At 42.7% G+C, this 14,005-nt stretch carries 13 protein-coding genes; 2 read left to right on the forward strand and 11 right to left on the reverse strand.

The features are described 5' to 3' along the window. Positions 1–8: 8 nt before the first annotated feature. The 4 genes from dapB to MusilaSJ_RS11465 are packed head-to-tail and all read right to left on the reverse strand — an operon-like array spanning position 9 to position 3,190. A complete protein-coding gene (dapB, locus tag MusilaSJ_RS11450) occupies positions 9–758 on the reverse strand; it encodes a 4-hydroxy-tetrahydrodipicolinate reductase (RefSeq protein WP_274990068.1) in 750 nt (249 codons plus the stop codon). Positions 759–781: 23 nt separating this feature from the next. Next, complete coding sequence (locus MusilaSJ_RS11455) at positions 782–1,459, reverse strand: DUF5683 domain-containing protein (RefSeq protein ID WP_274990069.1); 678 nt, start codon at positions 1,457–1,459, stop codon at positions 782–784. Between the two features lie 12 nt (positions 1,460–1,471). Next, complete coding sequence (locus MusilaSJ_RS11460) at positions 1,472–2,383, reverse strand: ParB/RepB/Spo0J family partition protein (RefSeq protein WP_274990070.1); 912 nt, start codon at positions 2,381–2,383, stop codon at positions 1,472–1,474. Between the two features lie 3 nt (positions 2,384–2,386). After that, complete coding sequence (locus tag MusilaSJ_RS11465) at positions 2,387–3,190, reverse strand: ParA family protein (protein ID WP_274990071.1); 804 nt, start codon at positions 3,188–3,190, stop codon at positions 2,387–2,389. A 299-nt stretch (positions 3,191–3,489) separates the two neighbouring features. Between MusilaSJ_RS11465 and MusilaSJ_RS11470 the strand changes: the two genes are divergently transcribed. Beyond that, positions 3,490–4,011 (forward strand): NADPH-dependent FMN reductase, encoded by a 522-nt coding sequence (locus MusilaSJ_RS11470; protein WP_112653485.1) that lies wholly within the window; start codon positions 3,490–3,492, stop codon positions 4,009–4,011. Positions 4,012–4,075: 64 nt separating this feature from the next. Beyond that, positions 4,076–4,228 (forward strand): hypothetical protein, encoded by a 153-nt coding sequence (locus MusilaSJ_RS11475; RefSeq protein ID WP_274990072.1) that lies wholly within the window; start codon positions 4,076–4,078, stop codon positions 4,226–4,228. Between the two features lie 141 nt (positions 4,229–4,369). On the opposite strand, the gene MusilaSJ_RS11480 is transcribed toward MusilaSJ_RS11475, so the two are convergent. The 7 genes from MusilaSJ_RS11480 to secA form a co-directional block, all read right to left on the reverse strand. Next, positions 4,370–6,271: a T9SS type B sorting domain-containing protein gene (locus tag MusilaSJ_RS11480; RefSeq protein WP_274990073.1), complete on the reverse strand. Its 1,902-nt coding sequence runs from the start codon at positions 6,269–6,271 to the stop codon at positions 4,370–4,372. A 288-nt stretch (positions 6,272–6,559) separates the two neighbouring features. Further along, positions 6,560–6,937, reverse strand: a complete 378-nt coding sequence (locus MusilaSJ_RS11485; protein ID WP_274990074.1) for a helix-turn-helix domain-containing protein — start codon at positions 6,935–6,937, stop codon at positions 6,560–6,562. A gap of 27 nt (positions 6,938–6,964) precedes the next feature. Then, positions 6,965–7,267: a type II toxin-antitoxin system HigB family toxin gene (locus MusilaSJ_RS11490; RefSeq protein ID WP_274990075.1), complete on the reverse strand. Its 303-nt coding sequence runs from the start codon at positions 7,265–7,267 to the stop codon at positions 6,965–6,967. 327 nt (positions 7,268–7,594) lie between these two features. After that, on the reverse strand, positions 7,595–8,521 hold the full coding sequence (locus MusilaSJ_RS11495; RefSeq protein WP_274990076.1) for a hypothetical protein: 927 nt from the start codon (positions 8,519–8,521) through the stop codon (positions 7,595–7,597). Positions 8,522–8,590: 69 nt separating this feature from the next. Next, entirely contained in the window at positions 8,591–9,781 is a 1,191-nt protein-coding gene (locus MusilaSJ_RS11500; protein WP_090529452.1) for a M20 metallopeptidase family protein, read from the reverse strand. After that, positions 9,774–10,238 carry an SPOR domain-containing protein gene (locus tag MusilaSJ_RS11505; RefSeq protein ID WP_274990077.1) on the reverse strand — a complete coding sequence of 155 codons (465 nt, stop codon included), beginning with the start codon at positions 10,236–10,238 and terminating at the stop codon, positions 9,774–9,776. Before MusilaSJ_RS11505 ends, MusilaSJ_RS11500 begins: the two co-directional genes overlap by 8 nt. Positions 10,239–10,501: 263 nt before the next feature. Next, the gene (secA, locus tag MusilaSJ_RS11510) at positions 10,502–13,810 is read right to left on the reverse strand and encodes a preprotein translocase subunit SecA (RefSeq protein ID WP_274990078.1); all 3,309 of its coding nucleotides are present in this window, start codon (positions 13,808–13,810) and stop codon (positions 10,502–10,504) included. Positions 13,811–14,005 lie beyond the last annotated feature (195 nt).

A 14,005-nucleotide genomic window follows, 5' to 3' on the forward strand; every position in this document is an offset into this window, starting at 1 on the left:
AAAAGCTATTAGCTGTTAAAATCAAACATGGCTTCAACAGAGTAAAAACCCTTCTTATCGTGCAGCCACTCGGCAGCCAGTACAGCGCCTAAAGCAAACCCATTGCGGTTATGGGCGGTATGCTTAAATTCGATGCTATCCACTTCCGAATCATAAATAACAGTGTGCGTACCCGGTACACTATCAATCCTTAATGATTCTATAAGCAATTGGTTAGGAGCAACATTCGCATCGTCATCGCTGTCGTCGGTGGTTAATACATTAACCCACTCGTTTTTGGTATCGGTGTTGTTAATGATGCCTTCGGCGATGGTTATTGCCGTACCGCTTGGCGAATCCATTTTTTGGGTATGGTGGATCTCTTCAACCTGTACTTCGTAATAAGGGTACTTGTTCATGACTTTAGCCAACAGCTTATTCACGTAAAAAAACACGTTAACGCCAACGCTAAAGTTTGAAGCCCACAATAATGATTTATTCCCCTCAATACATCGCTGTTTTACTTCCGGTAATTTCTCGTACCAGCCTGTAGTACCAATAACAACAGGTACATTGGCATTAAAGCAATGCTCAATATTTGATAATACGGATGCCGGGGTAGTAAACTCAATTACCACATCTGCTTTTTGCAGGTTTTCGGGTGTGAGGTCATGAAGGGTTTCATGATCAATGGTAAGTACAATTTCATGCTTGCGGCTAAGGGCTATCTTTTCAATGATCTTGCCCATTTTTCCGTAGCCAAGTAGTGCTATCTTCATTTCAGGTATTGTGGTTTTCCTTATTAAAACGTAAAGGTAACTTTTAAACCCGGAATATAAGCATTATTAGCCCCCTGCGCGTAAACCGGCTGATTAATTATACCCGGAGTTACTTTGAACGACAGGTTATTATCCACCGTGTATGAGTGGATGAACTTGGCATCGATATAAGCATCAATAGCCTGGATGCCCCATACGGCTAAAAAGCCAAGTATGCTCAAATCACGGTTACGCCTTGAATTTTCACGGGCATCGCTCAGGTTGGCGTCAGGCACGTCTTTATAAAGGTTATATTCTGTATAATAAGGGTCGCCTGGATTAGGAGGAGTACCCTGGCGGTATCTTGATAATGTTAAATATTCCTTGTAATAATGCTGGTTATATATAATGGCCGAGGTTAGCAAACCTAAACCTCCGTAAATTAACGGCACTTTCCACCATCTGTGGTTATACACCTGACCCCAGCCCGGTATCATCAATGAATGCATTACTGCTTTATGCGGAATATGGGTACTGTCAGGATGATAGATCTTTTCTTTGGCTGGATCAATCTTTGGGGCAAATGAGCCTGACGGGGTTTTAACAGGATGCTTTACTTTCAGCGTATCACTTTTTTTATTCCCCGTACTATCAATTACCTGACCCTGCGCGGCAGAAATAAAAAAAGTAAATACACCTAAAAAAAACAGATATTTATACATTATAGCTAACAATTACCAATCAAGCATTTCAAGGATGCGGCCAAGATCATCTTCCGAAAGGAAAGGAATCTCGATAACACCGCTTCCGCGGCTGCCAACTTTTAGTTTTACCCTTGTACTAAATTTTGAAGCCAGATCATCCTGGATCTTCTGCAACTGATATGATACCGGCTCAGGCTGTTTGCCTTCTTTTTTTACCGGCGACTTTTGCATATCTCTTACCAGTCCTTCAACCTTACGAACGGATAAACCTTCCTTAATAATATGCTGATGTATAAATAATTGTTTGGCAGGATCGGTTAGCGTTAAAATAGCTTTGGCATGCCCCATTGAAAGCTCGCCATCACGAATAGAGGCCTGGATAACCGGCGGCAACCTTAACAGGCGCAGATAATTGGTAACTGTTGAGCGGTTTTTGCTCACCCTGTCGCCCAGTTCTTCCTGCTTCAGGTTACATTCCTCAATCATGCGCTGAAAACTCAGGGCAACCTCAATGGCATTCAGGTTTTCGCGCTGAATGTTTTCGATAAGTGCCATCTCCAGCATTTGCTGATCATTGGCAGTGCGCACATAAGCCGGGATCTGGGTTAAACCGGCCAGCTTTGACGCGCGAAAACGACGCTCTCCTGATATCAGCTGATATTTATGCGCCCCAATTTTTCTGAGCGTTATCGGCTGAATTAAACCCTGCAGTTTGATCGACTCTGAAAGCTCGGCCAGTGCCTGCTCATCAAAATCGGTACGGGGCTGAAAAGGGTTTACTTCAATTTCGGCCAGTTTTATTTCATTAACCGAACCAAGGTCATTTACTTCGGCAGGGCTTGCTGTTTCTCTACTTCTGTTTTGGTATGGCTGTACATTAGGCGTGTCGTTCAATAGCGCACTCAGTCCCTTTCCCAGGGCATTTCTCTTTTCACCACTCATTTACTATACTGTTGCTGTAGCTGTTGCTTGTTCACCCTTTACCAATCCGTTTTTTTCCAAAATTTCGCGGGCAAGGTTTAAATAATTTATTGCACCCTTACAGGTAGCGTCATGCATAATTACCGACACGCCAAAGCTTGGCGCCTCGCTTAAACGGGTATTGCGCTGTATAATGGTGTCAAAAACCATATCCTCAAAATGAGTTTTAACCTCGTCAACCACCTGGTTGCTCAGGCGTAAACGCACATCGTACATGGTTAACAGGATCCCCTCAATCTCCAGTTGGGGGTTAAGTCGCGATTGAACAATTTTAATGGTATTCAACAATTTACCTAAGCCTTCCAATGCGAAATATTCACACTGTACCGGCACTATTACCGAATCGGCCGCGGTTAAGGCATTAATGGTGATCAAACCCAATGAAGGTGAGCAATCAATAATAATAAAATCATATTCGTCGCGCACCTTGTCAAATACCTGTTTCATTTTATACTCACGGCCGCTTAAATTGATCATTTCAATTTCGGCACCTACCAGGTCAATGTGTGCAGGTAATAAATCAAGATTGGGAGTTTCAGTTTTCTGAATGGCCTCATGAGGGTCAACCTCATTGATGATACATTCATAGATACTGTTTTTTATATTGCGGGGATCGAAACCAATGCCCGAAGTTGAATTAGCCTGCGGGTCGGCGTCAACCAACAAGGTTTTATAATCTAATACAGCTAAACTTGCAGCCAGATTTATAGATGATGTAGTTTTCCCTACGCCGCCTTTCTGGTTGGCTAAAGCAATAATTTTACTCATTCTATAGTTTAAAAAAATTTATAGTTCTGTGATTTATAACAACGTTAAATAGAAACAGAAATTTCTACTTTCGTAAAGTTTTTATCCGGTGATAAAGATACGGAATTAAATAATGCAGAATTCCACAGCTTTTGCCTATTTACAAACAATATTGATCAAATTAGTGAACTATCAGTGCGACAATTAATAAATATTATTACTTAATCATATTTATTACTAAAGCATTCATTAACAAAACATTACAAATTACTCAACAACGATATTACTAATCAGATCAGTCAGCAATTTACCAATAATAAATGATAACCATAATATCGTCAACCAACAGACCGGGAAGCTCAACGCTCAAACTTGCTAAGGTTTATCAGCAAAAACTGCAGGAAAAGGGTGTTGAAGCGGGCATCTTATCACTTGCTCAGCTGCCCCCAAACGTTATTGAAACCGACCTCTACAACAAACGCAGCGCAGCATTTGAGCCTATCCAGCAAATAGTTACCAATACAGATAAATTCATATTCCTTATCCCAGAATATAACGGCAGCTTTCCGGGTGTGCTTAAGGTTTTCATTGATGCCTGTAGTTTCCCCGAAAGTTTTTATGATAAAAAAGCGGCATTGGTAGGCTTATCATCGGGCAAATATGGTAATATCCGCGGGGTTGACCATTTTACCGGCGTTTGCCATTACCTGCACCTCAACATTATGGCGCTTAAATTACACATAGCGGCCATACACAAAGAGTTTGATGAAGAAGGGAACCTATTTAAACCCGATACCATCAAGTTTGTAAATGAGCAGATAGAAAAGATCATTAAGTTTTAACCTGTTTGATTTCTCCGATTGGATTGATTTCACCGATTATTTTGATAAAAGAAAGATTTAAACGTTGGACAGAACTAAACACCGACTATCTCCAGATCCGTTTTATAACATGAGCGTTGCCTGCGGCCCGTGCTATCCGCTCATACGCCTGCAGGCATTACGCGCGTGGCCGGTATCCGCTACTATCACTAACGCGGCCCACGCGCACCATCACTAAGATATATTTCATACGCCATAACAACTTTTTCCGGGATTCCCCTGATGTATAAAGTCTATGAATTAGTTTCAGTAATAACTTATAACTATAATTAATTTATTTACCTTAAGCTTTGTTCATTCTGCTTTTAACTTTATATAATCAGCGTACAATAAGCACCCAACCCGATAATAATGGTGCGTTGTTTTTAAGGTCAATCACATAGTAATAAGTGCCCGGGGGCAAAATATGACCTTTATAGGCTCCATTCCACGGTTTATCGTAACCTGTTGAGGTATATACTTTTTGCCCGCTACGGCTAAAAACATTCATGGTGCTTTTGGGGTAGGTTGATAAAGCTTCGATATCCCAGTAATCATTTAAACCATCTCCATTGGGCGAAAACGTTGATGGGATAACGATTTTTTTATAAACCCGCACAAAAACTGAGGCATTAACATATCCGCAACCAATACCCGATGAGGCTTTCAGGGTATAAGTAACATCATCGGTAGGGCTGGCAACAGGATTCAGTTTGGTAGGATCGTCGAGTCCCCCGGCCGGGCTCCATAAATAGGTCTCGGCATTGCTTGCCTGGGCGTCCAGTACTACAGACTGCCCTTCAAAGATTTTTTTCTGCGGACTTATACTTGCTTCGGGTGCAGGCATAACTGTTACAGTCACTGTTTGGGTTGCAGTACAATCCCCATTGCTTGTTACTGTTACTGTATAAGTGGTTGTTTCAGCAGGCTTGGCTATAGGGCTTGCCGCAGTTGGATCGGATAAGCCTGTAACCGGCGACCAGCTATAGCTTTTGGCATTGGGCGTAGTTTCATTGAGAATGATTAGGTCGCCCTTACAAATTGGAGCTGGGGTGAGAACAGGTATAACGGGTTTTAAGTTAACAGTTACTGTAACTTTATCTGATAAAGTAGGACAATCACCAGCCGAGAACACAGTAACCTGATAATCGCCATTAGCAGCAACAGTGGCATTGTCAATTACCAGAGGATTTTGAGCTTTATTATTAGCGGTAACGCCCGGCCCGGTCCATTCATACCTGATTGCTCCCGGCGCATTTGCAGTAAGTGTAAGCACATCCCCTTCGCATACAGCCGATGCAGTAATAGAAGGTTTGGCCAGGTAAGCATTAACCGTTATGGTGCGCACGTCTGAGTAAACGCGGCAAGTTGGCGAATTGATATTATCTCCTTCAGCAGCAGCCATCCTGTATTGGTAGGTACCTACCGGTTTATCCGCAGCAAATTGAAAAGCATAGCTAAGATCAGTAGCACCCGGAATGTTAGTCCAGCTACCGCCACCATCAGTACTGCTTTGCCATTGTACTTTAGGGTTGTTATAGCCGTTATTCAGATCGGCTATAAGTTTATAGTTTTGCACCTGCCCCTTGCAGATATTTTGCGGTTCGGTGTTGTCAACATTTGTAAATCCAACTTTAATGTTAGGTCCGCAAGCCCTGAATTCTATATCGTCAAGCAGCAAATCGTTTCCATTACCCCCCGGCCCATTATTCTTGATTTCCAATACAATTTGCGTAACACCGGCACCAGTTGAAAACGGCACACTATACTTGTTCCATTCAGGATTCGCGGTAGGCTGTATGGTATTTGTATCATACTGGGCTAACACCGTTCCATCCGGCTTTTTTATGGTAAACAGTAAATCGGGCTGAACAACACTTGCATCGCTTGATGAGAGTTTCATCAGGTTAAGCACATATGCGGAGAATTCGTAAGTTGTGTTTTCGCACAGATTAAGATCTTTTGTTTCAGTAAAAAAAACGCTCGGCGCATATGATGCATTCACGAGCATCATGTAGCCGCCCGCATTGCCTGTATGATCATGAAGTACATTATGCCATGTATTATAACATGAGGTATTGCTGCTTACAATCGAGTACTGACCATCTTTCGGACAACCAGAAACATAGGTCATAGTTGTAATATCTGCCGATAAAGAAGGGCCTGTACTACTCATCCCCGATCCGAAATCAAGTTTTACTACCGGATCGCCATAACTGCCATTACAAACAGCCGTTTTCACTTTAACTTTTGGAAAAGTAAAAGCAAATAAGATCAACAGAAATAATTTAATGAAATTAAAAGGCATTAACCGGTTGAAGGATATAAACATCGAACCATCAAAAATATATTTTTTTGGTTACCCAGGCGTATAAAGTCAATCAAATCATGAATATATTACTTACTGCAAAACATCCACTTATCCTAAACAATCTCAGCTTTTAAAAAGTTATTTGGCGGGTAAAGCATTAGCAGCATCTGTGATGGCTTTAAATGGCTGATTTACGAAGTTTTAGAAACTTCGTAAATCTTACTCTGCTAAGTGGTATTCTTTAATTAATGCAGAGGGAGGAATCCGAAGTAATGCGCTGAATTTCCGGATCATCGTAAGGGAAAGCGCCTGCTTATAATTTAAAACTTTACTTACTGTTCCTTTGTCGCCATATTGTTTAGCAAGATCGGCGGATTTATAGCCAAAATCCTCCATCCTGATTTTGATCAGTTCTATCGGATCAACATCAGGTAAGGTGCTATTTGCATTTTCATATTCCGAAATAAGGTGTGCCAGCAGAAGTTTTTCCTTATGCTCTTCTGTTCCTTTTGATGCTTTCCTTATTTCTTCAAACCGAGCAAGAGCTTTTGTGCATTCTTGCTCGGTTTCAATTAAAAACCAATGTGACTGTGCCATATTTTTATCATTTTGACTTCAATAATCCTATGTTATTAAGATTGTCTCAGCGTCAATATTAGTATATTCAGCGTGGGTTCCGATGAATCTAATCAGAACAATTCCATCGTCATAATCCACCTCAACAATCAGGCGGTATTTATTTCCCATAAGCTCAAATCTGGCTCTGTCATTTTTGATGATTTTAGCTTTAGGGAAACTGTATCGTACATCTGAACTTTTACTCCAAGTAACATCTTGTGTAATTTTAATCCAGGCATTTAAATGCTTACCTGAATCTGAATGTTTTCGAGCAAACTCGTATAGTCTGCTTTTGTAAATAATTTTCATTCGTTGAAATTTTTACAGTCGGTTTTAAAAGACTTCCCATCTACAAATTTTTTAGAAGTAAAACATATTGTTAATTATCCTGCGTAAGCAGCCATAGCCTTGATGACGATCTCACTAAACAAATGTAATAAACAGTTGGCAAAATACCAACTCTATTAATGTGGAAATAATTTACTCGAGGCTACCGCGGGTTTAGCGATAGCGTAACCCGTGGTTGGCATAGGGAAAGCTTTCAGCTTAACTGGCTCCACGATTCAGCTGAAAGCTGAAACCATAGTTACCACGGGTTGAAAACCCGCGGCAGTGGGAAATAATAAATAATGTTACCTACTCTTTCTTATAATCCTTATGTACAATCAGGAAACTCGCACGTTCTTCCTTATGAAAAGGAATATTCCAATTACCCTGGTAGGTGATTTTTGCAGGTAGCGGTTCGCCCTGGAAATTATTAAGCTCGATGTTCATCTGCACATTAAAATCAAGAAACATATTACTGAACTTCATATCAATATACCGGCCCAGGATCTGGAAAGTACGCTCATCAAAAATGGTGGTCATTTCCTTGATCATGGTATCACTGTCGGATGTGCTCGGCTTGCACCTCACCTTAAAGCGGTAAACAGGAATGGTGTCGAGGTATTTACCACGCGCGAATTCGTAATAATAATACTGGCGCATATCATTAGAGAAAATTTCCGTTTTGCTGCTAATGAAAGGGATTCCGCTTACCTTACGGCCCGGCGTAAAGATCAGCGTTTTGAGTTTGCTTTTATACGATTCATTTTTACCTCCCGATCCAGGCAGGGCATCACCCTTGGTAAAATCGGAATTATACGCGTTCATGAAAATAAAATCGAACATCTCAACCGTGTACAACTGATATTTGCCATTCTTTTTGTATACATCGCCGCTATCCTTTTTGGCAACATATTCAATTTTATGTTTACCGGCAGCGTTGCTATGGAGTATTTTGCGGTAGATGCGTCCGTTTACCTTGTTCTTATTATCGTAAGTAAAAATGCGGTTTTCGGCAGTAAAGCCGAACTGTTTCATATTTTGGAAAGCTTTGTAAAAGCCCGTATCAGCCAATACGGCATCAATAAAATCCTGCGCGTTGAGTTTATGCGAGCGGATATCAACCAGCGAATCAATTACGATAGTACGAATTGTATCCGGGTTAAAGCGATTGATCTGCTGCGCTTTTGTTAGCAGACTGGCAGAAATAAGGATAAGGATCAGGAATATTTTTTTCATAGTAAAATTAGGTTAAAGGCAAAAGGTTAAAGGCAGCTACACCTTTCGCCTTTAACCTTTCGCCTCAAATTAGTTACCTAACTGTTTAACCGCCAAATAGGCCATCAAACCGGTACTTATTTTAAATGCATCTTCTTCCACGTCAAAAGTAGGCGTGTGCACAGATGAAGTTATTCCCCGGGCTTCGTTACGGGTGCCGAGGCGATAAAAACAGCTGCTGGCAGCCTGCGAGTAATAAGCAAAATCTTCGGCAGCCATCCAGATGTCCAGGTCGAGCACGTTTTCTTTCCCCAGGTAAGCTTCGGCATGGCCGCGGGTGGCATGGGTTAATTTTTCTTCGTTAATCAGGAACGGATAACCACGCATGATATTAAAATCGCAGCTTCCGCCCATGCTTTCGGCAATGCCTTCGGCCATTTTTTTCATGCGTTTGTGGGCTTCCTCACGCCATTTTTCATCCATGGTACGGAAAGTACCTTCCAAATAAACCTCATTAGGGATTACATTGGTTGCACCATTGGCTATCACCTTACCAAATGATAATACCGACGGGCTTTTAGGGTCGGCAAAACGGCTCACCACCTGCTGTAACGCGGTTAATATATGTGCGGTGATGATAACCGGATCGATATTTTGCTGCGGCTGGGCGCCGTGACCGCCTTTACCTTTAACAGTAACATAAAGTTCATCAGTTGAGGCCATATATTTACCTGCACGAAAACCTACTTTTCCGGCATCAATTAAAGGCATTACATGCTGACCTAAAACGGCAGCCGGTTTTGGATTTTCCAAAACGCCCTCTTTAATCATGAGGCTTGCACCGCCGGGAAGTTTTTCTTCGGCAGGCTGAAAGATCAGCTTAACGGTGCCAGCAAACTGGCTTTTCAATTCGGTTAATATTTTAGCCGTGCCTAATAATGATGAGGTATGCGCATCGTGTCCGCAGGCATGCATCACGCCCGGGTTTTGCGATTTATACGGAACATCATTGGCTTCCAATATCGGAAGCGCATCCATATCGGCACGCAATGCAACCACATTGCCGGCATCCGACGGTTTTTCGCCTTTAATGAGGGCTACCAAACCTGTATCGGCCATCTTATGGTATTCCAGGCCAAGCTCTTCAAGCTTGTTGGCTACAAAAACCGAGGTTTGCAATTCATGAAATGAAAGCTCGGGGTTGGCATGCAGGTGACGGCGGTTAGCCACTACCTCATTGAATATTTTTGCGGATAATTCCTGTATTTGCTCTTTAATCATTATTAGGATCCGTTTTAGGAAGATTTATTTTTTCGGAAATGATGAATATGCTCGAAAACGACGAGCGCAGCTCCTGTACCAGTTTTTCGGCTTCAAGCCGGGTACGGAAATCGCCTGCCTTTACCTTAAAGTTGGGCTCGCGGTAACTGATGTACGTACGCAGTTCGGGGTATTGCTGCTGCAACCGGTTTTGCGCATTATAGGCATCCTTTCGGTTTGAGCCGCTGAAGAACTGTACGCGGTAGCCATAGGATGAATAACCGGCAGCATCGGTACCTGCTGTACTGTTCAGCGTAAATCTTTTAGCTATCAGGCTGTCAACCAGTGGGTCTTTGATTACTTCAACCTTGCCGCGTGTTTGGGCAAAGACCTGGCCTGATGTCAATAGTAATAATACAAAAAAGCAGTATCTGATAATGGCTGGTTTAGCTTGATGATCAAATACTGCTTTTTTCATATGATAAATTATTATTTGGCATTAATAGTGGATGAAACTTGCATAGAGGCCTGTCACCCTGAACCTGTCGAAGGGTCGCGAGTAAAGGCACTCCCACCATGCTTCGACAGGCTCAGCATGACACCCTTTTTTAACCGTCATTGCGAGGTACGAAGCAATCCCTGATTTGCAGAGCATCCATTAAAGTTTGCCCTGTATAGTTTGGGATTGCTTTATACCTCGCAATGACGTGATTATCATAGCCCGTTTTCACGAGCTTTATATTAATTCTGCCCTACGCCGTGGCAGTTTTTGTATTTTTTACCGCTACCACAAGGGCAAGGATCATTACGGCCAATTTTGTTTTCAACCCTTACCGGGGTAATTTTTTGCGGCTCCTGGAAATCATCCATAGGCACGCCGTTGCTTTCGCTCACTACTTCGGCCTTGGTAGTTTTCATTTTGCGCAGGTCAAGCTTCGGCTCGGGCCTTGCTTCCCTTACCTCTTCGGCCTGTTGCTGAACCGGGATCCCGCCGCGGAACAGAAAGCTTACAATTTCCTTGTTCACATTGGCCAGCATGCCGCGGAATAATTCAAAGGCCTCAAACTTGTAAACCAACAGTGGGTCCTTTTGTTCGTAAACCGCGTTTTGTACCGATTGTTTTAACTCGTCCATTTCGCGCAGATGCTCTTTCCATGCATCGTCGATCAGGTACAGCGTAACGTTTTTCTCGAAAGATTTAAATACCTCGTGACCGTGGTTTTCAACCGCTTTTTTAAGCGGAACAGCTACCTGGATGCCGTGGATGCCGTCACTAAAAGGAACAACAATGTTTTCGACATATTGACCGCGGGTTTCATAAACATCTTTAATAACCGGGTAAGCCTGTTGTGCAACTGCTTCCTGCTTGCGTTTATAAAAGTCCATTACGGTTTGGAACACTTCATCAGTAAGTGCCGGGATTGACTTAGCGGTGAATGTATCCGCGTCAATCTCCATATCAACCGAGAATAAACGGATAACTTCAAGCTTAAAGCCTTCGTAGTTGGCACTTTCTTTATATTCGGTAACGATGTCCTCAACCACATCAAAAATGGTGTTGCTCAGGTCAACATCTAAACGCTCGCCAAACAGGGCGTTTTTACGTTTAGTGTAGATCACCGTACGCTGTGAGTTCATCACATCGTCATATTCCAGTAAACGTTTACGAATGCCGAAGTTGTTTTCCTCCACTTTTTTCTGTGCACGCTCAATTGATTTGGAGATCATGGAGTGCTGGATCACTTCGCCTTCTTCAATACCCATACGTACCATCAGGCTTGAAATCCGCTCTGATCCGAATAAACGCATCAGGTTATCTTCTAACGATACAAAGAATTGTGAAGAACCCGGGTCACCCTGGCGACCAGAACGACCGCGCAACTGCCTGTCAACACGGCGCGACTCATGGCGCTCGGTACCCACAATGGCTAAACCACCGGCTTCTTTAACACCAGGGCCTAATTTAATATCCGTACCACGACCAGCCATGTTGGTGGCAATGGTCACAGTGCCGGCTTTACCAGCTTCGGCCACAATGTCGGCCTCCTTCTGATGCATTTTGGCATTCAGTACGTTATGTTTGATACCGCGCAGTTTAAGCATACGGCTTAATAATTCAGAAATTTCAACCGATGTTGTACCAACCAGTACCGGGCGACCAGCCTGGGTAAGTTTTACTATCTCTTCGGCAACAGCATTGTATTTTTCACGTACTGTACGGTAAACCAAATCCTGGCGGTCATCACGTACAATACCCGAGTTGGTTGGTATTTCAACCACATCCAGTTTATAGATCTCCCAAAACTCGCCTGCTTCGGTAACTGCAGTACCGGTCATGCCGCAAAGCTTGTGGTACATCCTGAAGTAGTTTTGCAGGGTAATGGTTGCAAAGGTTTGGGTAGCATCCTCAACCTTTACATTCTCTTTAGCCTCAATAGCCTGGTGTAAACCATCAGAGTAACGGCGACCATCCAATACACGGCCGGTTTGCTCGTCAACTATCTTTACCTTGCCTTCGTCAAGAATATATTCGGTATCTTTTTCAAACAGGGTATAAGCTTTCAATAACTGATTAACCGAATGGATCCGCTCAGATTTGATGGAAAAATCGCGCATCAGCTCGTCCTTACGGGCAATCTTTTCTTCGGTGCTTAATGCTGATTTTTCAATCTCGGCAATTTCGGTACCAACATCAGGCATTACAAAAAAATGTGGATCTTCACCAGATGCGGTGATCAGTTCAATACCTTTTTCAGAAAGTTCAACCTGGTTGTTTTTCTCGTCAATAACGAAGAATAATTCAGAATCAACCTTAGGCATTTCCTTACCCTGATCCTGCATGTAGTGGTTCTCTACCTTTTGCAGGATGGTACGGTTACCGCCTTCGCTCAGGAATTTGATCAATGCCTTGCTTTTTGGCAAACCACGGAAAGCACGTAACAAAGCTAAGCCACCACCATCAACATCGGTATTACCGTCGTTAATAGCTTTCTTAGCTTCGTTCAATACGCCGTTAACGTAGTTTTTTTGCGCATTAACCAAACGCTCGATGCGTGGTTTAAGCTCATAAAACTCATGCTCATCGCCACGTGGTATAGGGCCTGATATAATTAAAGGTGTACGGGCATCATCAATTAAAACGGAGTCAACCTCATCCACCATGGCATAATGCAGTTTGCGTTGTACCAACTCTTCAGGGCTGCGTGTCATATTGTCACGCAGGTAATCAAAACCAAATTCGTTGTTGGTACCAAAAGTAATATCGGCCAAATAAGCGGCACGGCGCTGCTCAGAGTTTGGTTCATGTTTGTCGATACAATCAACAGAAAGACCATGGAACTCATACAACGGCCCCATCCACTCACTATCGCGCCGGGCCAGGTAATCGTTCACCGTTACGATGTGAACACCTTGTCCGGCTAAAGCATTAAGATATGCAGGCAGCGTGGCTACCAGCGTTTTACCTTCACCTGTGGCCATTTCCGATATTTTGCCCTGGTGCAGTACGGTACCGCCAATCAGCTGTACATCATAATGAACCATGTTCCAGGTAACCTCGTTGCCGGCTGCTATCCAGGTGCTGCTATGCAAAGCCTTATCGCCTTTAATAGTAACGTTTGGTTTGCGGGCGGCAAGCTGGCGGTCAAACTCGGTAGCGGTAACTTCTAATGAACTATTGGCAGCCAGGCGGCTTGCTGTTTCTTTAACTACAGCAAATGCCTCGGGCAATATATTCATTAATATATCTTCAAGCTCTTTATTACGGTCTTTTTCAAGCTTATCAAGCTGAGTATAAAGCTCAACTTTTTCGGCTACATCCATATCAAGCTCGTTTTCTGTACGATCTTTAATGGCTTGTATTTCGCTGTCGATGCCCGAAAGGCCTTCGGCGATGGTTTCTTTAAAATATATGGTCTTAGCCCTAAGCTCATCATTACTCAGGGAGCCAAGCTTAGCATATTCAGCCTTAATTTTCTCAACTATAGGCTGTATACTTTTTACATCCCGTTCTGATTTGCTTCCGAAAAGCTTACTGATAAAATTTAACATATTATTTTATTATGATACAATTTGGTTCAACAATTGCGCCATAGCAGTCGTTAGAGCCAAATTGACAGGCAAATGTAAGATTTTGTGCCGAATGCCGAAAGGATAATGCTTTAAAGCGTTATGCGGGGATGTAAGATTGACATTACAGTGTTTGTATATGTTATTGTCTGAATCAGAATGTCTGAACTCGGATTA

It is taken from the genome of Mucilaginibacter sp. SJ (assembly GCF_028993635.1).
Classification (GTDB): domain Bacteria; phylum Bacteroidota; class Bacteroidia; order Sphingobacteriales; family Sphingobacteriaceae; genus Mucilaginibacter.

What these genes read in the sequence shown, in the direction of transcription:
- dapB (WP_274990068.1), bottom strand. Translation starts at nt 758, where the DNA reads ATGAAGATAGCACTACTTGGCTACGGAAAAATGGGCAAGATCATTGAA.
- MusilaSJ_RS11455 (WP_274990069.1), bottom strand. Translation starts at nt 1,459, where the DNA reads ATGTATAAATATCTGTTTTTTTTAGGTGTATTTACTTTTTTTATTTCT.
- MusilaSJ_RS11460 (WP_274990070.1), bottom strand. Translation starts at nt 2,383, where the DNA reads ATGAGTGGTGAAAAGAGAAATGCCCTGGGAAAGGGACTGAGTGCGCTA.
- MusilaSJ_RS11465 (WP_274990071.1), bottom strand. Translation starts at nt 3,190, where the DNA reads ATGAGTAAAATTATTGCTTTAGCCAACCAGAAAGGCGGCGTAGGGAAA.
- MusilaSJ_RS11470 (WP_112653485.1), top strand. Translation starts at nt 3,490, where the DNA reads ATGATAACCATAATATCGTCAACCAACAGACCGGGAAGCTCAACGCTC.
- MusilaSJ_RS11485 (WP_274990074.1), bottom strand. Translation starts at nt 6,937, where the DNA reads ATGGCACAGTCACATTGGTTTTTAATTGAAACCGAGCAAGAATGCACA.
- MusilaSJ_RS11490 (WP_274990075.1), bottom strand. Translation starts at nt 7,267, where the DNA reads ATGAAAATTATTTACAAAAGCAGACTATACGAGTTTGCTCGAAAACAT.
- MusilaSJ_RS11495 (WP_274990076.1), bottom strand. Translation starts at nt 8,521, where the DNA reads ATGAAAAAAATATTCCTGATCCTTATCCTTATTTCTGCCAGTCTGCTA.
- MusilaSJ_RS11500 (WP_090529452.1), bottom strand. Translation starts at nt 9,781, where the DNA reads ATGATTAAAGAGCAAATACAGGAATTATCCGCAAAAATATTCAATGAG.
- MusilaSJ_RS11505 (WP_274990077.1), bottom strand. Translation starts at nt 10,238, where the DNA reads ATGAAAAAAGCAGTATTTGATCATCAAGCTAAACCAGCCATTATCAGA.
- secA (WP_274990078.1), bottom strand. Translation starts at nt 13,810, where the DNA reads ATGTTAAATTTTATCAGTAAGCTTTTCGGAAGCAAATCAGAACGGGAT.